The organism is uncultured Butyricimonas sp., assembly GCF_959596855.1.
GTDB lineage: Bacteria > Bacteroidota > Bacteroidia > Bacteroidales > Marinifilaceae > Butyricimonas > Butyricimonas muris.
This window is the reverse complement of the sequence record NZ_CAUFYA010000025.1, coordinates 18,729-43,395: the sequence shown is the minus strand read 5'-3', so window position 1 is coordinate 43,395 and position 24,667 is coordinate 18,729. Positions and strand designations below refer to the sequence as shown.

The window sequence follows — 24,667 nt, the reverse complement described above, 5'->3', positions numbered from 1 at the left end:
TGGTACAAATGTATGAAAAAAAATCGAGAATGTTATCTCCGTTGGTCGGGGATACGAAAAATCTTATTAACTATGCGTTTTCTAGCTCTTTTCCTTTTTTGTACGGCTATGCATTTATCTGCGGCAGTACATTCGCAACATGTGGTGTTCAGTTTTAACCTGAAGAACGCGACATTCGAGGATTTAATGAAAGAGATTCGCCAGCACAGTGATTATTATTTTATTTACAAGGACAGCGAGGTGGCGAGTGTCAACAAGTTGAACAAGCGGTTTAAGGCGGTGGAAATAGACGAGATTCTCCGCGAATGCTTGAAAGGTACGGGGTTGACTTATTTCGTGGAGGATAAATTGATTGTTATCCGGAAAACGAACGAGGTGCTTGCCTGCGACACGACCGACAAGAAAAATGTTGCCCAGTCGGTGAAAGGTACGGTGGTGGACGAAACGGGGAAGCCGTTGCCGGGGGTAACGGTGGTGATCAGGGGAACGACCGTGGGTGTCGCTACTGATATCGATGGCGGGTTCAGTATTGTTTTGCCTGTTGATACGGCAACGCTGGTTTTTACTTTTGTCGGGATGGAAACGCGATACGTGAAGATCGCTGCCCTAAAGAAAGGCGAAACTCGCAAGGCTCTCCGGGTGGCGATGAAAGAGGATAAGATCGCATTGGAAGATGTTGTGGTGACGGGATATGCGAATATCCGAAAATCGAGTTTCACGGGTAACGTGACTTCCGTGGACCGGGATCAGTTGCTAAAGGCGAATAACCAGAATATGATTTCGGCGTTACAGAATTTTGACCCTTCTTTCCGTATCCGGCCTAATTCATTGTGGGGGTCAGACCCGAACGCCTTGCCGGAGATAAATATCCGCGGCGAGTCGAGTATCGGGATGAATAAAAGTTTGGAAACGGAGTATATGAAACAGACGCAACGGACGAATCTGACGGATAATCCTAATTTGCCCGTGTTTATTCTGGATGGTTTCGAGGTGAGCGTGCAGAAGATTTACGACATGGATATGAACCGGGTGGAGAATGTCACGATATTGAAGGATGCCGCGGCGACCGCCATGTATGGTTCCCGTGCGGCCAACGGTGTGGTGGTCGTTACGACGATAGCCCCGAAACCGGGAGAAATGCGTATTTCTTATAATTTTACGGGCGGTGCCGTGTTGCCGGATTTGTCCGATTATAATATGTGTAATGCCGTCGAGAAATTGGAAGCGGAGCGGCTCGCGGGCGTGTACACGTCGGATAACACGAGTACTCAAGCCAGTTTGGATATTGATTATAACACGGTGAAGAACAAGATACTGAGAGGGGTTGACACGGATTGGTTGGCTCGACCTTTACGTAACGTGTTCAATCACAAGCACACGTTATATGTAGAAGGTGGGGTGGAGAGCATCCGTTACTCTATTGATTTTAATTATGACAGTAACGGGGGAGCGATGAAAGGCTCTTATCGTGACCGCATGGGGGCGGGGATGTCTTTGGATTACCGTTACAAGAAGTTGCAAATCCGGAATTACGTGTCCTACAATTCTACCCGTTCGGAGGATTCTCCTTATGGATTGTTCAGTACGTACGTTAATTTACTTCCCTATTACGAGATTTATGACGATTTCGGGAATTTGCTGAAGAATTTCTCGGGGTTTGCGGGGGCGATAAACCCGTTGTGGAAGGTTAAAAATTTGCGAAGTTATTCGGGACGGAGCCGTTACCACGAGTTTATGGATAATTTCAGTATTAATCTGTACATACTGGAAGGGTTACAGTTCAAGGGACAATTCAGTATAACGAAGACCGAACAGACGACGGAGAGTTTCTCTGACCCGAACGATCCGACTTATGATTATTATGACGCACAGGAAAAGGGGCGTTTGACCAAAAACCTGAGTAGCGGGTATAATTGGAACGTGAACGCCATGTTCTATTACAACAGGGCGCTGGGCAAGCATTTTATAAACGCCACGTTGGGTATCAACGCGAAACAGGATCATTCGGAAAGTCATAATATGGGTTTTAGAGGATTTCAGTTGGGTAACCTGCATAGTGCGGCATTCGCGGCTTTACAACCGGATAAGACTACCGTTGGCAAGACGGAAAGCCGTTTATTCGGTTTCTTGGCATCTGTGAACTATTCCTTTAACGATATCTATCTGTTCGACGGTTCGTTCCGGTTGGACGGTTCCTCTCAGTTCGGCTCGGACAAGCGTTTTGCCCCGTTCTGGTCATTTGGCGCGGGTATTAACGTGCATAATTACAGCTGGCTGAAAGATAACGGGATATTGAGCAAGTTGCGGGTACGTGCATCGTATGGAAGTACGGGTAAGGTGAATTTCCCCTCGTACACGGCTGTAACCACTTACGAGATTGATGCGGATGGTTGGTATTACACGGGGCCTGCCGCTTATCTGGTGTACTTGGGTAACCCGAAGTTGAAATGGGAAACGACGAAAACATTAGATGCCGGTATCGAGTTGGGATTCCTGAATGATCGTATTACTTTCTCTGCCAATTATTATAACAAGAAAACAGAGGATTTGATCGATCAGATTTCTATACGCCCTTCTTCCGGTTTTTCCGAGTATCGTTCTAATTCGGGTGCAGTGGTGAACAAAGGTTTTGAGTTGGATTTGATGGCAACCGTTTACAGGGATAAAGATTGGGTGATTACTTTGATCGGGAATCTGGGTGCGAATAAAAACGAGATTACGGAACTGGGTGCTGCTTCTGAAGCTTATAACAAGGCTATTGACGAGAATTACGAGGCCCGCTACGGGTACAGTGCGTTGAAAGCGACCCCCCTCCGGAAGTATTACAAGGGAGCCTCGACAACGGCAATTTATGCTGTTCGTTCTGCGGGAATTGATCCGGCAAACGGGAAAGAGAAGTTTATTAAAAAAGGAGGAACCAGTACTTACACGTGGTGCGCGGACGATCAGGTAGTGGTGGGAGATGAGTCTCCGGATGCTCAGGGTACTTTTGCCATTAACGTGGGGTTCAAGGGGATTTATCTGAATGCCGCTTTCCGGTACCAGTGGGGAGGACAGACGTATAACGAAACGTTGTTGAAGAAGGTAGAAGAGGTTGATATCAAAACTAGTAACGTGGACAAAAGGGTGCTTTCCGACAGGTGGAGGAAACCGGGAGACATAGCTCCGTTCTATGACTTGGGACAGCAGATATCAACCCGCCCGACGACTCGTTTCGTTCAGGATGAAAATATCGTGGAGTTTGCCAGTTTGTCCGTCGGTTATGATTTCAGGAGAGAGATGATCTCGAAATGGAGATTGACTTCATTGGGATTGCGGTTTAACGCTAATGACTTGTGCCGGTGGTCGACGGTGAAAGAGGAACGGGGTATTAATTACCCGTATGCCAAGAATTACAGTTTTACCTTGAGTATTGGTTTTTAATTAAAAGTTAGAGATATGAAAACCTGTATAAATATAATTATTATATCATCGTTATTCTTCCTCGTGTCTTGTGATTCTTGGTTGGATTTGAAGCCGGAAACGCAGGTGACGGAGGACGAGCTTTTTAATTCTGGGGACGGGTACCGTGCCTCGCTGAACGGATTGTATAAAACTATGGGAACTGCCAGTTTGTACGGGCGGGAGTTGTCGTTCGGGATGGTGGATTGTATTTCCCAACAGTACCAGATGGATTTGGGTACTACTATCACTTATGACCAGAAATACGTGGATATCGCCGGATTTAATTACATGACGACGGATGCGATCGCGCTGATAGAAAGTACATGGAGACAAGCCTTTAACGTGGTGGCGAATGCAAATAATCTGATACAGAACGTGGCGAACGAGTCGCCGGACTTGTTCGCGCAGGGGGAAATGGAGAAGAATCTGATCTTGGGAGAGGCTTATGCGTGCCGGGCTTTGATGCATTTTGATATGTTGAGGTTGTTTGCCCCGTCACCGGTGAATGATGACGGGAAAATCTATGTTCCTTACGTGGAAACTTATCCCGATATCACGGCTATCCCGATAGCGGTCAAACCGTTTCTGGACAAGGTGATCACGGATTTGGAGTATGCCAGAACGCTGGTCGCGGAATGGGATACCTGTAACGTGGGCGTAGGGACGTTGATTACCGGGAAAGCGCGTTTCTATAACACGTTTTCGTTCGGTACGGAAATCTATGACAATAGTAATTTGAGAATCGAGAATTTCTTCAAGGGGCGGGGGTATCGGTTGAATTACTACGCGATAACGGCATTGCTGGCACGGGTATGTCAATACGCCGAGTTGGAACAAAAGGCTTTCGAATACGCCCGGGAAGTGATGGCTTTCGAGGTGAAGGATTATTACGGTTGGCAGAAGGCTTTCGCCATCGATGATTATTCCGGAGTGACCAGCACGAACTGGAACTCAAAGAGTGATCTGCGGGTGGTGAGTAATTTGATTTTTGCCGTTTATAATGAAAAGGCTTATGATGAATTGAGTTTGTCGAAGTTCTTTACCCCGCAATCGAACGGGTACCCGACGTGGTTGGTCATAAACAGGACGAATCAGAAGACGTTTGAAACCCGCGAGGGTACGGATGAGTCTGTCCTTGACTATCGTTCTTTGAATATGATCTTTTACGGGAACGGTCAATATCCTCTCTCCGGAAAATGGTATTATAGCGAGAACGAGTCAGTGAGAGATAATAACGTGACGATACTTCCCGTTATCCGCGCTACCGAGATGCGTTATATTATGGCTGAATATTATGCCCGGCAAGGAAATTTTGCAGAGGCTAAAAGTATCTTGACGGAGATCAGGAGCCGGAGAGGTTGTTCCGAGGCAATTTCCATATCGAATTGGGCGGAATTCGAGGAGGAACTGATACGTGATGCCCGCCGGGAGTGGATTGCCGAGGGACAGTTGTTTTATTTATATAAACGGTTGAACGCCGCGGTGAATTTTGGTAGAAATGTTATTCGACCGCTAAACAGGTCTGAATATTTGTTACCGATACCAACGAATGAATCATTGTAATAATTTTTCAATTGAGAGATATGAAAAAGTGTATATTATTTATATTACCGGCTTTGCTTTTTGCTTGTACGGAAAAGAAGATTCCGACTTTTAACGACGGGCGAGAAATCTTTTTCGAGAAATTTTATATGGACGAAGTATACCCGGGTACGGCCTCGGCTGATTCCACGGTTATTTCTTATTTCTTTTATCCGGACGGTACGCGGGATATAGAGATTCCTCTGGTCGTGTGTTTATCCGGACGACTTCTGACGTCTGATGTCACTTTCGGGTTGAAAACGGTGGCAGACGGGACGACAGCCGTTGGGGAGGAATACACGCTGGAACCAGTGTACACGTTTAAATCGACCACAGTCGGGGAGGACGTCACGGAAGTGAAAGACACGGTTTTCGTGAAAATACACCGTAGTGCCCGGATGGACGACGCTCCCGTGAGGTTGATCGTGGAATTGGTACCGAATGAGATGATAGGGTTAGGGCAGTATGAACGTTGTCGGGCAAAAATTATTGTATCGACAATAGCGATAAAACCGGATTGGTGGACAACCGAAGTGACAAATAATCTGTTGGGTACTTATTCCGAGAAGAAATACAAGTTGTTCCTGAACGAGATTGACACGAATGCGGAGATGAGTGCCCGTTTGATACAGGAGCGTCCGGATCAGGCGATCAAGCTGGTGATGAAATTCAAGGCTTGGTTGAGTGAGCAAAATCCGCCGGTTACCGAAGAGGACGGAAGTATAATGAAGGTCGCAATTTAATTATCAAAAACGAGAGAGTATGAAGAATCTGATAACAATAGGATGTTTCCTTTTTATCTTCTTCCTGACGGGATGTTTTGAAGACGAGGGAAATTATGATCTGAAAGAGACAAACGAGCCGACATGGTTGTGGAACTACACGCAAAGTCCTTTATACATTACCACGTACGCGGGGGATACGATTAACGTGAATGTGCCGTTCCGTTTTGATAAAGATTCGGCGACGGCATTGGCAAACGCCCGCTACGAGTGGAGGTTTAACGGGACTCTTTTCTCCGAAGACCGGAATCTGAGAATGCCGGCGGATACTATCGTGAAGAAGTTGAATCTGCCTTTTTCCGAAACATCGGGCGGAAGCGGTACTTACGCGATTATAGACAAAACAACCGATATAAAGTATATGGTTCGCACGTGGTTGACTATCCGCCCCATGTATTACAAGGGAGATTGGCTGATTCTTTCGGAAAACGGGGCGGACTCGAAACTTTCTTTTTATAAAATAAAGAGAAGGACTGTCGGGGGAATGTCGACGACGACTTACACGTTGTATGATAACGTTTATGAAGAGTTGAACCCCGGGATGAAATTGCCGGGCACTCCTCGCAGATTGCGTTACCACGTGGCAAAGCATATATCTGCACCCATGGGGGCGACCACGATTGTCACGAGTCAGTCCGGTTACACGTTGAATAATGAGAATTTATTGGCGGTGGGGGACGTGAAAGAGGAATTTGAAGACGGGATTCCGGCGAACTTTAATATTTCCAACGTGTTCCACGGGGGACAGGTGTCATGGATAGCGACGGAGGACGGACGTTTGTTCCGACGGATTATGAGTGATAACTGGTTGGGCGGTAAGTATCTGGCAGACCCGTACGTGGTAGACGAGAAGGGATACAAGGTGACGGATTTCGGTCAGGGAAGAACCCCTTCAAATATTACTTCCCCGTGTTACGACGAGTTGAATAGGAGGGTGTTGATGATTCGGATGAGAGCTCCTTTCAGTATATTGCCGGTAACGTATATTGCGGGAACAAATCATCCGCTTCCCGTGTGGGATATGCCCGCTGGAACGGAAGTGTTGCATTTGTACGCGTCTTCTCATAAAAATCTACCATACGGTGATAATCAGATGTATTCTATGATATTTAATGACGCGAATGGCGATACATGGATGGCTGATTTCGTGTTGAATAAGAATAACGGACTTTGCGTGGAGCATGAACACGCCAGTTTGATACGTTTCCCGGGTGGGAATTTGCCTAAGGGAACGAAATTCCTGACGGCAGCTGCCGATTATAAACCTTATTCGAATATTTACACGTTTTATACCAAGGGAAACGAGTTGCGTTACGTGAATCGGGTGAACGACGTGGATTACCCGTTTATGACTTTCGACCACGAGATTACGGTGGTCCGTTATAACGCGTATAATATTAATTATAACAGGTTGGGAATCGGGTTGGAGAACGGAGATTTCTTTTTGGTTGATCTGACGGATATCGCGAATCCCGTGATTATGGAGGAAACAAAGGTAAACGTGGGTGGTAAGGTCGTGGATTTGATGGAGTTTGCCACGGATACGTATGTGGATTTGTATTAGTGTGTTTTATAAGTAATAGATGAACGGAAGGGTGTGTCACGGGACTCCTGTTCTTGATGGATACATCGGCACATCCTTCTTTTTTAGATTGCCTTCGCGTAAGAGTGTAAAGTACGTGTTGGTGTAATATCACGTGTGAAATTTAAATGAAGAAGTTATGAACAAATCAATTCGGATTTCTTTCTTGCTGGTGGCGGCTTTGGCTCTAGGGAGCGGGGATACCGTGTTCGCGAGGAAAAAGAAAGCGGCTGCTAAAGACAAGGAAACTAAAAAGGAAACTCCTTACGAGAAATTATTTAAGGGAAAAGCCTGTGAAACGGTAAAAGGGTTATTGACAATCCACAAGACGGATAATAAGGTGTATTTCGAGATTCCGTTTAACTTGTTGAACAAGGATATGTTGCTGGGTTCCACGATTTCGGAAACCACGAGTAACTGGTTCGGGAGCGTGGGGGAAAAGCCGACAGACCCGTTGCACGTGGTGTTTACCCGGACGGACTCCATTATCAGTTTACGTCAGGTGAACACGTCTTACGAAACTGACGTGGAAAGTTTGAGGCAGCGTATTGCCGAGAGTACCCGTCCCGCCGTGATGCATAATTTTGGTATTCAGGCTTACAATCCGGACAGTACGGCGGTCGTGGTTGACGTGAGCGAGTTCTTTCTGGCGGATAACGAACAGATGCCCCCGTTTTCGCCCTACGCACCGATATTGGGGGGCGGGCGTTGGATTGTGAAAGAGTTCAAGAAAGATAAATCCCAGTTGGGCAAGGTAAAGGCTTTTGATGATAACGTGAGTGTACAGTCTTCCCTGAGTTACGAGGTGAACGTGCGGGACGGAAGATATTATTATATATATAAATTACCGTTCACGGCGGTATTGACCCGTAGTTTCGTGCTGTTGCCGGAGGAGCCGATGCGTCCCCGTTTTGCCGACCCGCGGATCGGGATATTTTACAGTAATAAATCCGCTTTCAGTCACGAGAACAAGGGCATAGAGCCAAGGTATTACGCGAATCGCTGGCGGTTGGAACCTGCTGACGAGATTGCTTTCAGGCAGGGGAGATTGGTGGAACCGAAGCAACCGATCGTGTTCTACGTGGATAACGCTTTCCCGGAAAGCTGGAAAAAGTATATCCGTGCCGGGGTGGAGGAATGGCAAAAGGCGTTTGAAGAAATAGGATTCAGAAACGCGATTGTCGCGAAGGAGTTTCCAATGGATGATCCCGCGTTTGATCCCGATAACTTGAAGTATTCCTGTGTACGATATTCCCCGTCGCCGGTGGCGAACGCCATGGGACCCTCGTGGACGGATCCCCGGACGGGCGAGATATTGAATGCCTCGGTGTACTTGTACCACAATCTGGTGAAACTGGTGCAGGACTGGCGTTTCTTGCAGACTTCTCCCGCTGACGCTGACGTGCGCAAGGTGATGTTCGACGAGGAAACCTTGGGGGAATGTATCTGTTACGTGGTGGCGCATGAAGTAGGACACTGTCTGGCGTTGATGCACAATATGTCCGGTTCGGCAGCCATACCGACGGATTCGCTGCGCTCCCCGTCGTTCACGGGTAAATACGGGACGACGTACTCGATCATGGATTACGCCCGTAACAATTACGTGGCGCAACCCGGTGATAAAGAACGGGGGGTGAAATTGACCCCGCTGCGCTTGGGCGTGTATGATTTGTATGCTATCAAATGGTTGTACTCCCCGTTATTGGATGCCAAGAGTGCTAAAGAAGAGGTGCCGACGCTGAATCAATGGATTACCGAGAAGTCGGGGGACCCGGTGTATCGTTACGGGAAGCAACAGATTTTTGCCCGTTTTGACCCGAGTTCCGTGGAGGAAGACTTGGGGGATGACGCTATGAAATCGTCTGCTTATGGAGTGAAGAACCTGAAATATGTATTGGATAACATGAGCGATTGGGTGGGGAAAGATGACCCGGACTATACTTTCCGTCAGGGAATGTATAACGAGATCGTTTACCAGTACGTGCGTTACGTGAATCACGTGTTATTGAATATCGGGGGATTATACCTGAACGAGCGTTATGACGGGGACGAGTTGCCGAGTTTCGCGGTCGTGCCGAAAGAGAAACAGCAACGGGCTCTTCGTTTCCTGTTGGAACAGATCGGGAACATGGATTGGTTGAATGCTGCCAAGATGCAGGCGCAATGGCCGTTGATGAGTAATATTTCTTCCGAGTTGGAAGACAAAATATTCGGGGCGGTGATGTCCCGTCTGGCTTCCGTGGCGTTGAGTGCCGTGAAGGACGAGAACCCGGAAACATACACTCCGCGGGAGTTCTTGGCGGACGTGCAGGATTTCGTGTTTGCCCCGACCAAAAAAGGAAAAACACTCACCGTGCCGGAAAAGAATCTGCAAATGAAACTGTTGTCTAACGTGATGCTGTTCTCTGGGGTGGCGAAGAAAGGAATATCCGGCGATCCCCTGTCCGTGGCGTCCGTGAGCCGGATGATAGAGGTCCCGGAGTGCGTGAAGGCTTTCAGCAGAGAGAGATACGGTGTTCTTCCCGCTGAATGGTTAGGTATGTTTGCCAATCAGGAAACGGTAGAGGCTTGCGGGGAAGCGGTTCCGGTTCCGGAGAGTTTACCGAAGTATCTCGAGCGGCAGGGTTTCGGTTACTGGGTGAACGTCAATTCCAATATGGTCGTTGAGCCGTTGGATCACCTGTATTTCGATATGTTGAAGAGAATACAAGTTCTGGTAAAAAGTAAGGCGAACACGGGTTCTGAGGATACCCGCCAGCATTACCGGTTACTACTCTACAAGTTGGAACAAGCATTTAAATAACTCATCCTATGAAAAGAATAATATGCATCATATGGGTATCTTTTTTCTTGTTCGGACTTTGTAATGAAGGGATGGCAAGGAAGAAAAAACAAGATGCCAAAAAAGAACAGCGAGAGAAACAATCTCCTTACGACGAGTTCTTCAAGGGAAAGACGATGAAGACCGCCAAGGGGTTGATGACCGTACATAAATGGAAGGATAAAGTATATGTAGAATTTCCCGTCGAGTTGTTGGGAAAGGATATGATGCTTGTTTCTTCTATCGAAGATATCAGCGATAACGGAGAAGGGGTAGTCGGGCAGTTTGCCGGTTATTCTTTGCCGCTTTGTTTTACCCGTTTGGATTCGTTTTTGCATGCTCGAATCTCGTTAATTGACAAACCTCTGAACAACAGTAACCAGCGGAATATAGACGAGGCGATAGACCAAGCAAACGCGGGCGGGATTTACGCCATGTTCAAAGTTTTAGCTTTTACACCGGATAGTAGTGCTATCGTGGTAGACATGACCTCTCTATTTATGGAGTATTCCCCGTACACGACTCCCTTTGCTCCGTACGCTGCCAATTCATTTTACGGGTGGATAGCCCGGGAGCATGACTATAAAAAGGAATGCTCTTTCCTGAAAGACGTGAAAGCTTTTGACAATAACATTGCCGTGCAGTGTGAACTCGGGTTCGTGGAGAATCAATATTTGTTCGGGGCTTTCAAGATAGTTCCCGGTGACGTGAAAGTATCGGTAACCGTGAATAAGATTCTGTTGCAGTTGCCCGAGGAACAAATGAAACCCCGTCTGGCAGATCCCCGTCTGGGGGTTGCCTATACACGGGTTTCTCATTTCCCGGACGAGAGGAAACCGCTGGAACAAACGCATTACACGAAGCGTTGGCGTCTGGAGCCGGCGGATGAGGCTGCTTATAACCGGGGAGAATTGGTCGAGCCTGAAAAGCCGATCGTGTTTTATATGGATTCATTGATGCCGCGGACATGGAAAAAGTACGTGAAAGAAGGCGTGGAAGCGTGGAATCGGGCGTTTGAGGCAATCGGGTTTAAAGACGCGGTACGGGTGGTGGATTTCCCGCGGAATGACCCGGAGTTTGACGCTAATAATATAAAATATTCGACGATTCGTTACGCTCCCCTGTGGTTGGATATGCAGAGTTCAATGCATATAGACCCGAGAACGGGCGAGATATTGAATGCTTCCCTGTATTTGTATGACGGCATGGTGTCCGGCTTGCAGGACGAACGGAAATTAACCACGATGGCTGCTGACCCGGGGGTGAGAAAGGCTTTCCTGTCGGAAGAAATAGTAGGTGATCTGATTCGCTTAACCGTGACGCGGGAAACGGGAATCAACTTGGGACTCCTTTACAACGCGGGAGCTTCGAGTGTCTACCCGGTTGATTCGTTGCGTTCTCCCGCGTTCACGCGAGAGTACGGGCTAAGTCCATCGATTATGGATGATGTACCCTGTAACTATATTGCCCAGCCGGGAGATTTGGAACGGGGGGTGCGAATGACTCCCAAAGGATTGGGCGAGTATGATTATTATGTCATTCATTGGCTGTACAAACCGATTTCCCCGGCGGCGACACCTTGGGATGAGTTTGCCGTTTTGGACGGGTGGATCAAGGAGGGACGGGGTAACCCGAATCTTCGTTACGGTAAAATGCCTTACTATTATTATGATCCTACCTCTTTCTCCGGGGATTTGGGCGATGACCACCTGAAGGCTTTACGCTACGCGATCAATAACTTGAAACTCTCTTTGCGGCATTTCTACCGGTGGTATGCGGATGAGGATATCGATCAACGGAAACGTGCGGCCATGTATAACGCTTTGGGGTATCAATTGCGCAAGCGGATTAATGACCTTTCCGTGAATTTGGGCGGATTTTACCAGCATGAGGCATTCTCGGATGAAAACACGCCTTCTTATGTCGTGGTGCCCCGGGAAACACAAAGGGCGGCTTTGAAATATATGGTCGAACTGGCGAAAGACCTCTCGTGGCTGGATAACAAAGAGGTGGAGCGTAAACTGGAAATCAGAAATTCGATGGAAGACCAGATTCGCGGTTTCATACTGGGAACATTGACATTCAGGATAAAATACGTGGCTCTCGGTGCGGAGAAAGGCGGGGATTATTCCGTGAAAGAATATGTGAATGATATCTACAATACCGTGTGGGAAGGTACGATCAAGAACCGCCCGTTGAAGAAGTACGAGATGGATTTGCAAAAAGACTTTCTGGGAAGTGTGGTTGCCTCGTCGACTGCGGCCACGACGGCGGGGAATTTTACGCCTCGCAAGGGATTGGTGGAAAGTGAACTCGCGGAGTTACCGGGTATCGATCGGCGGCAGGTGGAAAGCATGATGATGACAGCGAGAGAACGTGGCGGATTCTCGCCGAATATGCGTGTCGTGATGCCGGGTGATTACGTGCCGGTAGACCATTACTTCAATATGTTGTTCCGGATTCAGGATTTGTTGAAAGGGGCAGTGACGAAAAGTACGGGGGATACACGTTTGCATTACGAGTATTTGTTGTACAAGATCAGGAAGATGCTAGATAATAAATAATGTTTGTATAAATAATTAAATCACGTATGGAAGAACCAATTATTAGAGTGGAAAATTTATCCCATCGTTACAGTATTCAATGGGCGATTCGGGATATAAGTTTCGAAATCACCGGAAATGGTATTTACGGGTTGCTGGGATCGAACGGTGCCGGGAAATCAACCACGATGAATATCATTTGCGGGGTGTTGAAACAGACGCAGGGAGATGTCTGGATCAAGGGAATCAATTTGCGGGAAAACCCGGTAGAGGCAAAGAAGCATCTGGGTTTTCTCCCCCAAAAACCACCTTTACATTCGGATCTTACCGTGGAGGAGTACTTGATTCATTGCGCGAATATGCGGTTGATGCCGGGAAAAGAGATTCCCGGGGCGGTGAGGGATGTTATGGTACGTTGCGGCATATCACATTTCGCCAAACGTCTGATTCGTAATTTATCGGGAGGATACCAGCAACGGTTGGGAATAGCGCAGGCTATTATTCATAACCCCGATTTCGTGGTGCTGGATGAACCGACCAACGGGCTCGATCCGAACCAAATCGTGGAAATACGCCACTTGATCAAGGAGATTGCCGAGGAACGGACGATTATTCTGTCGACTCATATCTTGTCTGAAGTGCAGGCTACCTGTGATTATATCCGGATGATCGAGGAAGGGCAGCTCGTGTTCGCCGGGACGGTGGATGATTTCGACAATTATATCGTGCCGGACACGTTGGTCGTTTCTTTGATAAACACGCCGGCAGCGGAAGAGTTGAAAGCCATCGAGGGTGTGCTCGGCGTGGAGGAATTGGGCGGTAAAAATTACCGGGTACGCTTTGACGACGCTACCGGGGTAACGGAACGTATCGTGGAAACCAGCGTGGCGAAGGGATGGAGATTGTCGGGTATTCAGGTGGAAAAAAATTCCATGGATTCCATTTTTGCCGTGTTATCAAAGAAGTAAATCACTCTATAAACTGATAAAAAGATGAAGACAATATATAAAATAGCCCGGACCGAATTGCAAACTTTGTTCTATTCGCCGGTGGCATGGTTGATTCTGGTGATTTTTACTTTTCAAGCGAGCATGGCGTTTACCGATATGCTGGGAGGATACGTCAGAAGCCAGTCGCTGGGCTACCGCCTGTGGAGCGTGACGGAAGGAACTTTTGGTGGGATGCGCGGTTTGTTTACTCAAATGCAGCAATACCTGTATCTCTATATCCCCTTGTTGACCATGGGATTGATGAGCCGGGAGTTAAGTAGCGGTTCCATTAAATTACTCTATTCGTCACCCGTGACGAACACGCAGATTATTCTCGGGAAATACCTTTCTATGATGATCTACGGGCTCGTGTTGACGGGAATATTGATGGTGTACATGATCTTTGCCTTGTTCGCCGTGAAGTCTGCCGATTTCCCGGCTATGCTTTCCGGTTTACTGGGGCTTTATTTGCTGCTCTGCGCTTACGCGGCGATAGGTTTGTTCATGTCGAGCGTTACTTCTTACCAAGTCGTTGCGGCTATGGGAACGCTGGCTATACTCGCAGTATTAAATTACGTGAAAGGTATGTGGCAGGATATCGAATTTGTGCGTGATATCACCTATTGGCTGGCGATCGGCGGACGCGCGGACGAATTTATCCGGGGACTGATATGCAGTGAAGATGTTTTATATTTCGTGATTGTTATCGTGCTTTTTCTGATGTTGTCCATTATCCGCTTACAAGGACGGCGTCAGAAAACTTTGTGGATGGTGACGTGGGGAAAATATGCCGGAGTGGTTGTTGTTGCTATGCTTATGGGGTTCCTCACTTCCCGTCCCAAGTTAATGGCTTTCTATGATGCGACACGTACCAAAATGCGCACGTTGACACCTAATAGTCAGGATATCGTGGCAAGAATGGACGGCGGGTTGACAATCACTACTTTCGTGAATATATTGGAAGAGAATTACTGGGCCGGTTTGCCCCGGAGCGTGAACGATGATCTCCGGCGTTTCAGAATGTACACGCGCTTCAAGCCGGAGATTAAAATGAAGTACATTTACTATTATGACAAGGCTGAAAATCCCTCGCTGGATAAGTCTTACCCGAACTTGTCCGATCGGGGACGGATGTTAAAACGTGCCGAGATATGGGATCTGGATTCGAATATGTTTATGCGCCCGGAAGAAGTGAAGAAAATAGTAGACTTGAAACCCGAGGGGAATCGTTTCGTACGTCTGTTGGAAAGGGATAACGGGGAAAAGACTTTCTTGCGGATATTCGACGATCTGCAACGCTTCCCCTTTGAAACAGAGATTTCTGCATCGTTCAAACGATTGGTCATGGAGCTGCCTTTGGTCGGTTTCGTGAAAGGTCATGGCGAGCGGGATTGTATCCGGGAAGGTGATCGGGATTATAACCGCTTCGCTCAAGATAAGCCTTTCCGTCATTCTTTGATTAACCAAGGATTTGATTTCACGGAAGTAACATTGGATAAACCCATACCGGAAAAGGTGGATATCATCGTGATTGCCGATATGCGTTACGCGATGACGGAGCAGGAGAAAGCGAATCTGGGCGCTTATATTGCCCGCGGCGGTAATCTGGTTGTCGCCGGAGAACCCCGTAGGCAGGAAGTGATGAACCCGATCGTGGAACAATTCGGCGTGAAATTCTTACCGGGACGTCTGGTAAAAGTCAGCGAGAATTTTGATCCTGATTTTATTATCGCTCGTTCGACCAAGGAAGCACAGGATATTGCTTACATTTTTGAGACTCTCTATCGCCGGGAATACGTGGTGACAATGCCGGGTTCTACGGCATTGGAGTATACCGAAGATAAAGGATTCAAAGTAACCCCGCTTTTCGTGAGCGACACGATCGGCAGTTGGAACGAGGTGGAAACAACCGATTTTCTGGATGATACCGTCCGTCTGAATCCTGCCGCGGGTGAAGTGGAGCGCTCGTATCCGACCGTGTTGGCATTATCACGCCAAATGGGTGATAAGGAGCAACGAATCGTTATTCTCGGTGATGCCGATTGCTTGAGCAACGGAGAGATTAGCATATCCCGAAAAGATGTTCCCGCGGCTAACTATTATTTAATCTCTGGTTCTTTCTTCTGGCTCTCCGAAGAGGAGGTGCCGATTGATGTGCGGCGTCCGACACCCCCCGATAATGCGGTGAACTTAGGGATGAACGCCATGTATTACTGGAAAATCGTACTGATGGGGCTTTGGCCTGCCATTCTGGCTTTCTTCGCTATCTTTATCTGGGTACGCCGGAGAGGGAGGTAAAAGAATAATTCCGGTAAGATAGAACTTTGAATTATAGTGCCGAAACGTGTGAGTTTTCTTTCTTTAAAGGGGCATTCCGGTGAGAATCGGGATGCCTCTTCTGTTTTTTTCACGGGATACTCTTGTGGGAAAAGAAAATGAGTTACATAGACAAGAGTCACTTCCTTTTTTATTTTGTGTGGCGTCACCACGTGTTACCACTGGCGTGTATAAGCCTGCATAGTGGTTAGTATTGTAATCGTATGTGAATTTATTTTTCATAGAACTATAAAAAAATATAATCAAGGTTTACTCGTCTGGAATAATATCGCGGGATGATTTAAGGAAACGCTAATAAATGCTATATTTACAACCTAAATTTTGTGTAATGTGTTTTAAATTGTAAATGTGTTTATTATGTTATTGCGCGGATGTTTAATTATTATTTTGCTGGGTGTGCAGTTTGCTTTCGGGCAACAGAAGCCCGATCCTGATTGGGTAAATCAGAAGTTTTCAATGTTCATTCACTGGGGTTTGTACTCGGAGTTGGGGGGAGTTTGGAAGGGAGAACCGGTACGGGCGGGATACAGTGAGCAGATTCAGTCGTTTGCACGGATTCCGAAAGCGGAGTACGAGGCGGTGGCGAAACAGTTCGATCCGGAGAAATGGAATGCGGACGAGGTGGCAGCTTTGGCAAAAGCGGCAGGGATGAAGTCGATCGTGTTCACGTCGAAGCATCATGACGGTTTTTGTATGTACCATTCCAAGTACACGAAATACAATATCGTGAATGCTACTCCATTCAAACGGGACGTGATGAAGGAATTGTCGGATGCCTGTCAGCGGCAGGGAGTGAAGTTCGCGGTGTATTATTCTTTGATAGACTGGAACTTCCCGGGCAACGGGATTACTCCTCATAACGCGGATGCTATTTCCCCGAAACATCACGAGTTTAGTATGAAGCAAGTGGAAGAGATCATGACGAACTATGGTCCGATCTCCGAAATTTGGTTTGACATGGGTTCCTTGACGGCGGAGCAGAGTAAGGAATTGTACGACTTGGTGACCCGCTTGCAACCGCGATGTATGGTGAGCGGACGTTTGGGGAATGACCGGGGTGACTTTGCCGTGATGGCGGACAATAAAATGCCTGACCATAAGATCGGGGTGCCTTGGCAAACCGCGGCTTCATTCTTCCATGAAACGTGGAGTTATCGTTCATGGCAGGAACGGGGTAATTTGGACGCGAAGATCAACGAGAAGATAGGCAGTATGGTCAAAGTGGTAAGCCGGGGAGGGAACTACTTGTTGAATATCGGTCCCCGGGGAGATGGTTCCGTGGTAGAGTTCGAGAAGGATGCTCTTTTGGCGATGGGACAATGGCTGAAAAATTACGGGGAAGCGATTTATAGTACCACCGCGAATCCGTTTGACCATGCCCCGGAATGGGGTGATATCACCCGTAAGGGGAACAACCTCTATTTGTTCGTCGAGAAAATGCCGGACAATCGGGAGATCGAGTTAAAAGGCGTGATAGGCAAGGCAAAGCGTGCGGCGTTGTTGCTTGACGGCAAGGCATTGGACATGAAACAAAACGGGCAAACGGTATCCGTGGCTATCCCGCGAACCGTGAAGCCGGACAGGGGGATGATTGTGGTGAAGTTGGAATTTGAGGATACATTCCGGGCGATACCCGACCAAGTTTTAAAAACGAAAGTGTTGACAGCGGTTAACGCTATACCCGTGTATGCGCATTCAAGTATGGATTACTATTCCAGTTACCGGAGTACGGTCGGTTTTGCGTGGCATTTCGAGAAGAAGGGGGCAACGGTGACCCCGACGGTCGTTTATGCGGCAGGGGATCAGGATCGGGTGGTACGTCTTACGATAGATGGAGAAGTACAAGATGTTACTTTAACAGGTGGTAAAACTCAAGCGTTGAATGGTAACCCGCGATCTTTGCACTGGGGCAACGTGTACATGTACAATGCCCGGGGCGGAGCCTATACCGGTAATGCCGAGGGATTGAAAAAGAATATCGATATCGTCGGGGATGGTTGGAAACCCCGTCAGGACTTAAAGCCGGGCGAGGAGGTGAAAATTCCGGTAGAAGAAAAGGAAGCCGTGGAGATTTTACACGAGTTCACCAGTGATCGGGAACAAGATATTCTGGTGGAGATTGCCGTTGCCGACGGAACCCAAGTTATTTTGAACGGGAAACGGGTATCCTTGCGCTCGTACGTGGGAGGAGTGCCCCGGAATAACACGGTGGTGAAATTGCACGTGCAAAAAGGGAAAAATCAATTGATAGTGCAGCTATATAACCGTTACGGGAAAGAAGTTACCTACTTGATGAACCCGAACGTGAAACAAGAAGAGTATAAACTACGTTTGAATCCTATGAAGCTTTGCCCGGGAAATATCCATGACTGCACGTTGAAAGAGGCATCCCCGGTGAACAAGAACAGTGACATGGGATTACGGGATGCACGGGTAGAATTTGAATAATAAATAATAGAGCGTATGAAAAAGAGATTGCGGAAAAAATTGCACAAGGGAGAGTTTAAAGAATTGGGATTCTCGTTTGATGCTAAATTTAAGGCAGATACGGATCTGGGTGTCGTGGAAGCATGGTTGCAGGAATTGGCAATTTTGTTGCATGACCGGGGGCTGGAAATGGGAGGAGGTTGGAATTCTGATGTTTGCGGGGGATTTATCACCCGTGAGCGGGGAAGCGTAACTTCCGAGGAACGGGAAATGATGAAAAAATGGTTTGACGAGCATAATCAAAATATCGACCAAATCAACGTGGGAGAGTTGAAAGATGCTTGGTACGGCTGGTAAAAATAGCCCGATCGGTTTTCGTTTTGTTGCAAAATATTTTACTTTTGTCAGTCACTACCCGGGGACAGGTTCTCCGGGTATGTGCTTGAAAGGAAAAGACGACTAGAAAACTGATAATATGAGAAAAACAATTTATTTACCTTTTATTGCATTGGCATTAATGGCTACAAGTTGCAATACTAAAAAAGCAGCCGCTCCCCAAGGGGGTATTCGGGTGGAGAACCTCGATAAGACGGCGAATCCGCGCACTGATTTTTATCAATACGCTTGTGGAGGTTGGATGGCAGCGAACCCGTTGACCGACGAGTATTCCCGTTTCGGTTCTTTTGACCAGTTGGCGGAAAACAATCGCACGCAAATCAAAAGTTTGATCGAGGACTTGGCTCACAAACAGTCCGAACAGGGGAGCGTTGCCCGGAAAGTGGGTGACTTGTATAATATCGCCATGGATAGCGCGAAGTTAAACGCCGAGGGGATTGCCCCAATCAAGGCGGAACTGGAAAAGATTGCCGCTATTTCCAACCGGAAAGGGTTTCCCCAATTGATTGCGAATATGCATCGTGACGGTTTCGGACCTTTCTTCGGGTTGTACGTGGGGGCTGACGAAATGAACAGTTCCATGAATATAGCCCAACTTTATCAGGGAGGCTTGAGCTTGGGACAACGTGATTATTACATGGAGAATGACGAGCACACGAAAGAAATTCGCGCGAAATTCGAAGAGCACGTGGCTAAGATGTTCCAGTTAGCGGGATTCACGACAGGGGAGGCTCAAAAGGCTGCCGCTAACGTGATGAAAGTGGAAACCCGTTTGGCTGAAAGCTCAAAATCGATGGTTGAATTGCGTGATCCGCAGGGAAACTATAATAAAATCACGGTGGCTCAATTGCAGAAAGAAGTTCCGGGGATGGATTGGAATACTTATTTCACCACGATCGGGTTGAAAGACTTGAAAGAGGTAAATGCCGGGCAGATCGCTCAATTGAAGGCGGTTGCCGATTTACTGAACAAGGAAAATCTGGATGTGTTGAAATCATACTTGGAATGGAACGTGATTAATTCCGCTTCCGGTTACTTGAGTGATGACTTGGTTGCCCAGAATTTCGAGTTCTACGGTAAAGTACTGTCCGGGAGAAAAGAGATGCAACCCCGTTGGAAACGTGCCGTGAGCACGGTCAACGGCGTGTTGGGAGAAGCGGTAGGCCAGATGTACACGGAGAAGTATTTCCCCGCTGCGGCAAAAGAACGTATGGTGAAATTGGTTGCCAACTTGCAGAAAGCGTTGGGTGAACGTATTCAAGGTTTGGCATGGATGAGTGACGAAACAAAAGCGAAAGCGCAAGAGAAGCTGGCTGCATTCCACGTGAAGATCGGTTATCCCGACAAATGGAGGGATTATTCCAGCTTGGAAATTAAGAATGATTCTTACTGGAATAACATCGTTCGTTCCAATCATTTCGATTATGACTACATGATCTCTAAAGCCGGCAAACCGGTGGATAAAGACGAGTGGTTGATGACTCCCCAGACCGTGAACGCGTATTATAACCCGACCACGAACGAGATTTGTTTCCCTGCCGGGATTCTTCAATACCCGTTCTTCGACATGAACGCCGATGACGCTTGCAACTACGGGGCTATCGGTGTGGTGATCGGACACGAGATGACTCACGGGTTTGACGATCAAGGTCGCCAGTACGACAAGGACGGTAACTTGAAAGACTGGTGGACGGCTACTGACGCCGAGAACTTTGAAAAACGGGCTCAAGTATTGGTGGATTACTTCAACAATATCAAAGTATTACCCGATTTGAACGCGAACGGAGAATTGACTTTGGGTGAGAATATTGCCGACCACGGGGGATTGCAAGTGGCTTACACGGCATTGCAAAAAGCGATGGCTGAAACCCCGCTCGGTAACGATGCAAACGGATTTACCCCGGCACAGCGTTTCTTCCTGTCATACGCTAACGTGTGGGCAGGTAATGTTCGTGACGAGCAAATCCGTCTGCAAACGAAATCCGATCCCCACTCTTTGGGACGTTGGCGTGTAAATGGTGCTCTTCCGCATATCGGTGCTTGGTACGAGGCATTCGGGGTGAAAGAGGGCGATCCGTTGTATTTGCCCGTGGAGCAGAGAGCTTCTATCTGGTAATTTGTAAATAGAATTTATTATGAGGGTGTGTTGAAGCACACCCTCTAGTTCACAAAGTCTAAAAATCCATAAGGTCGTAAGGTCAAATGTGTAGGTGATTTGTATATCATTATATTGAATATCATCGTGTTTTTAACTTTGTGGACTTTAAGAGCCGGAGGCTCGACTTTATGAACTTTATAGACTAGAGGTGTGTTCTGACACACCTCCTTTTTATTTTTAGTCGCGATAACAGCTATATTCTCGTGTAGTTATTTGGCTCGTGTTTGAGAAAAATTTCTATCGATTTTAGTTATCCTATTGTTATTAATCATGATTTTATCAAGTAGTTTTCAAGTATTAAATTTTAAATAATTACTATTTAATTTCTATTTTTCAACTATTGTAATAGGCTTTGAATGGGAGATGAATGGGAATTGAATAGGAGATGATACTAATGAACTATAAATGTGATAAAATAAAAATACTTATTATTTAACTTTTGTTTTGCTTTTCCGGTCTGTCCTTCCTGTCATTTTTGGCATAGGGCTTGTTTTTAACAAACAAATAATATATATTTGTTTGATACTAAAAATAATGGGTCATGGACATAGTTAAACGAGATCGTTTTACCGCACACTGGAAAAAATATTTCAATGACGCGGAACTTCCTGTCGCCTTTTATTATTCGAAAGAGAATAATAACGCGACTATCGTAAAAAAAGCCGTGGGACATACTTGTATTATAGCTCAACTCGGACGGGTAAGAAAAGGTGAGCCACTTTGTTTCCTGCCGGATTCAGTCGGTTGCGGAGGGGGAAAATATTACTTGGGATTTAGTGACGGGATGCGTGAAGGGTTCGAGTATTTTTTGTCACACGGGGAGAACGAGCCTCATTGTGAGCGCTATAAACGTACACCGGAACAAGTGAACGCGTTAATGAAAACTATACCGGTGTTGCCGAGGAAAGGTGATTGTCTGGTATTCAAGCGTTGGGATCATTTGACGGAACAGGATGAACCGGAAGCGGTATTTTTCTTTGCGACACCTGATGTACTGTCCGGTCTTTTTACTCTAGCCAACTTTGACAGTACCAAGCAAGAACCGGTGATCTCTCCTTTTGGAGCGGGATGTACCTCTATTATTTATTATCCTTACCGGGAACAACTGGAGGGGACGCGAAGAGCCGTAATCGGGATGTTTGACCCGTCGGCGAGAAAATGTATCACGAATAATTTAATATCGTTTGGCGTGCCTATCACGAAATTCATGGAAATGATCGACCAGATGGAGGAGTGTTTTCTGGTAACTGACACGTGGAAGGTGATACAAAAGCGAATTTGATGGGGACGGGGTGTACTTTGAGGGCGTGTATCTCTTTTTGTAGAATGTACATGACTCCTGCGTTGGCGGTATCTTGCTCTTGCGGGGGAATCATGTACGCGTATAGCATGAAAGCACCTGCCGTCATCGGGGTAATTATAGTCGCCACGTTTTGGTTCAAGGTGGCGACTATGGTGTTTTTCTATTTTGCCATGAAACGGAAAGTGTGGAAAATCTTCTATTATTACAAGAACGTGGGGGTGTCTGTCCGGTGGTTGTGGGGAACGACTTTGTCGTTTGACTTCTTGACATACGTGGCGGTTTTGTTTGTCGGTTATTATATAAGGTGATGCATAGACTTGATATAAGTAATCTCCGTTTGGAGTATGGTTTTAAACGTGTACTGTGGGACGTGTTTTTGCGTTGCGAAACGGGAAAAGTACTCGGTTTGTTAGGACGGAACGGTTGCGGCAAGACCTGTTTGATGAAAGCCGTGTACGGGGAATTGAAATTGCAGGATCAATACGTGGGGATTGACGGAAAGGTTTTGTTGACAAGCGAGAGGCGACCGGAAGATATGCGTTATTTACCCCAGCACGATTTTATTCCTTCCGGTTTATCCGTGAAGCGGGTGTTTGGTGATTTTGGCGTGGATTTTGAACGGTTTGTAACGGACTTCCCGGAGTTTGAGCAAGTTTACCGGAAACGGATAAAGGCGTTTTCCTCGGGAGAACGGAGAATAATCGAGGCGTATTTGATATTGACTTCCGAAACGAAGTTTTGTTTGTTGGATGAGCCTTTTTCTTTTTTGATGCCGTTGCACGTGCAGAAAATGAAAGAGATTATTCGCCGGGAGAAAGCGACGAAAGGTATACTGATTACCGATCATTATTTCGAGGACGTGATGGAGGTTAGCGACGAGTTGTTCGTCTTGCGGGGTGGCAAGACTTGGAAAGTAAACGAGCGTACGGATTTGGAATTATTGCAATATATAAAAGAGTCAGATGGAATTCAAGACAGACGAGCAGACATTGAATGACCTTGAGTTATTCGCCGCGAGAGAGGGAAAAAGTGTCTTTTCCTATTTCGATTATGCCCGCTCGGATGGGGGACGGGCGTACATGAAAAAGTTATTCGAGAATCCGTTGGCTGACGCGGAGCGTATTCGGGAACGGGTGGAGGCTATCGTTTATTTGCAGCGGTTGCCTTTCTTCTTGGAAATACGGCGGGATGAATTGAGTTTTATCGAGATATATTTGCAGCAGAAGGAGGTGCCTAAACGGGACGTGCTTCATTTGATGAAACGTGCCGTGGCGGGATGGGTGAATCCGGATAACGATCACTACGTGCGTCAGCGTGCGGTGTCCTATCTGGGGCGGTTGATTCACGAGTTGGCTGTTTTTATGGATGATGTACCTGCGGTTCGGGTACCGAAGATCATGCGGGAATTGAAAGAGCAAGTGGCTAAGGTGCTCTCTCGTCCCGGTATGCGCTATCTGGCAAACCGGAAAAAGGATACTTTTTGGTCGAGGGAGAAGTTAGACCTTTATTTCAGGGGAAAAGAAGCGGATGCCGTACGGACGGTGTTGGATACGCTTTATATGTTGGAGGCTTTGAGGACAATAGGTCAGGTGGCACTGGAGCATGGTTTTGTTTTTCCGGTTTTTGTCGAGGAGAGAAGAAAGATTGAAATAGAAGGTTTGTTTCATCTTTTTTTGCCTGATCCGGTGAGGAATGACGTGCGGGTGGATGATAAGCATCACTTGTGTTTTTTGACAGGACCGAATATGGCGGGGAAATCGACTTACATGAAGGCTTTCGGGGTGGCGGTGTATTTGGCGCATTGTGGTTTCCCGGTTCCCGCGCGAAGAATGGAAGTTTCCGTGTTCCGTGGATTGTTCACGACGATTAATTTGTCTGATAATTTGTCATTGGGGTATAGCCATTATTATAATGAGGTGGCGCGGGTGAAGTACGTGGTGGAACGAGTGCGTGAAGTGGGGGACGTGGTGGTTGTGTTTGATGAATTATTCCGGGGCACTAACGTGAAGGATGCTTACGATGCTTCGTTCGCGGTGGTGGACGGACTGGCACGGTTGAAACAGGGAGTATTTGTTATTTCATCGCATATTGTGGAGGTGGCGGAGGCGTTAAAACGAGAGTCTTCGGTGGACTTCCGGTTTTTCGAGATCAATATGGAAACCGGAGAACCTCGCTACACGTATCGTTTGCGGGAAGGTGTTTCTGACGAACGTATCGGGATGTATATTTTGAGAAAGGAGAGGGTGGTAGCTTTAATAGAGGAGTTGACAAGGAATCCGTCGTGAGAGAAAAGCAATTTATATT

At 47.0% G+C, this 24,667-nt stretch carries 15 protein-coding genes; all 15 read left to right on the top strand.

Annotation, left to right across the window (positions count from 1 at the left end; translation table 11 throughout):
• Positions 1-12: 12 nt before the first annotated feature.
• The 15 genes from Q5866_RS11815 to Q5866_RS11745 all read left to right on the top strand — a co-directional run bounded on the left by Q5866_RS11815 (position 13) and on the right by Q5866_RS11745 (position 24,648).
• Positions 13-3,423: a SusC/RagA family TonB-linked outer membrane protein gene (locus Q5866_RS11815; RefSeq protein ID WP_186977476.1), complete on the top strand. Its 3,411-nt coding sequence runs from the start codon at positions 13-15 to the stop codon at positions 3,421-3,423.
• Positions 3,424-3,438: 15 nt separating this feature from the next.
• Positions 3,439-5,007, top strand: a complete 1,569-nt coding sequence (locus tag Q5866_RS11810) for a RagB/SusD family nutrient uptake outer membrane protein (protein WP_186977473.1) — start codon at positions 3,439-3,441, stop codon at positions 5,005-5,007.
• Positions 5,008-5,027: 20 nt separating this feature from the next.
• Positions 5,028-5,768 (top strand): DUF4843 domain-containing protein, encoded by a 741-nt coding sequence (locus Q5866_RS11805; RefSeq protein WP_186977471.1) that lies wholly within the window; start codon positions 5,028-5,030, stop codon positions 5,766-5,768.
• Positions 5,769-5,787: 19 nt separating this feature from the next.
• Positions 5,788-7,371, top strand: coding sequence for a PKD-like family lipoprotein (locus Q5866_RS11800; protein WP_186977469.1), 1,584 nt, complete (start codon positions 5,788-5,790; stop codon positions 7,369-7,371).
• Between the two features lie 157 nt (positions 7,372-7,528).
• Positions 7,529-10,192 (top strand): zinc-dependent metalloprotease, encoded by a 2,664-nt coding sequence (locus tag Q5866_RS11795; protein WP_303180419.1) that lies wholly within the window; start codon positions 7,529-7,531, stop codon positions 10,190-10,192.
• A gap of 8 nt (positions 10,193-10,200) precedes the next feature.
• On the top strand, positions 10,201-12,774 hold the full coding sequence (locus Q5866_RS11790) for a zinc-dependent metalloprotease (protein ID WP_303180417.1): 2,574 nt from the start codon (positions 10,201-10,203) through the stop codon (positions 12,772-12,774).
• A 26-nt stretch (positions 12,775-12,800) separates the two neighbouring features.
• Positions 12,801-13,721, top strand: a complete 921-nt coding sequence (locus Q5866_RS11785) for an ABC transporter ATP-binding protein (protein ID WP_099289862.1) — start codon at positions 12,801-12,803, stop codon at positions 13,719-13,721.
• Between the two features lie 24 nt (positions 13,722-13,745).
• Positions 13,746-16,040: a Gldg family protein gene (locus Q5866_RS11780; protein ID WP_303180414.1), complete on the top strand. Its 2,295-nt coding sequence runs from the start codon at positions 13,746-13,748 to the stop codon at positions 16,038-16,040.
• A gap of 396 nt (positions 16,041-16,436) precedes the next feature.
• A complete protein-coding gene (locus tag Q5866_RS11775; protein ID WP_303180413.1) occupies positions 16,437-18,527 on the top strand; it encodes an alpha-L-fucosidase in 2,091 nt (696 codons plus the stop codon).
• Positions 18,528-18,542: 15 nt separating this feature from the next.
• Positions 18,543-18,863, top strand: a complete 321-nt coding sequence (locus tag Q5866_RS11770) for a 50S ribosome-binding protein YggL (RefSeq protein WP_227217254.1) — start codon at positions 18,543-18,545, stop codon at positions 18,861-18,863.
• Positions 18,864-18,981: 118 nt separating this feature from the next.
• Positions 18,982-21,018 carry a M13 family metallopeptidase gene (locus tag Q5866_RS11765; protein WP_303180411.1) on the top strand — a complete coding sequence of 679 codons (2,037 nt, stop codon included), beginning with the start codon at positions 18,982-18,984 and terminating at the stop codon, positions 21,016-21,018.
• 583 nt (positions 21,019-21,601) lie between these two features.
• Positions 21,602-22,342 carry a DUF169 domain-containing protein gene (locus Q5866_RS11760; protein WP_303180409.1) on the top strand — a complete coding sequence of 247 codons (741 nt, stop codon included), beginning with the start codon at positions 21,602-21,604 and terminating at the stop codon, positions 22,340-22,342.
• Positions 22,342-22,671: a hypothetical protein gene (locus Q5866_RS11755; RefSeq protein ID WP_303180408.1), complete on the top strand. Its 330-nt coding sequence runs from the start codon at positions 22,342-22,344 to the stop codon at positions 22,669-22,671. Before Q5866_RS11760 ends, Q5866_RS11755 begins: the two co-directional genes overlap by 1 nt.
• Positions 22,671-23,360: an ATP-binding cassette domain-containing protein gene (locus tag Q5866_RS11750; protein ID WP_303180407.1), complete on the top strand. Its 690-nt coding sequence runs from the start codon at positions 22,671-22,673 to the stop codon at positions 23,358-23,360. Before Q5866_RS11755 ends, Q5866_RS11750 begins: the two co-directional genes overlap by 1 nt.
• On the top strand, positions 23,326-24,648 hold the full coding sequence (locus tag Q5866_RS11745; RefSeq protein ID WP_303180405.1) for a hypothetical protein: 1,323 nt from the start codon (positions 23,326-23,328) through the stop codon (positions 24,646-24,648). The genes Q5866_RS11750 and Q5866_RS11745 overlap by 35 nt, the downstream gene beginning before the upstream one ends.
• The last annotated feature ends 19 nt before the right edge of the window (positions 24,649-24,667 follow it).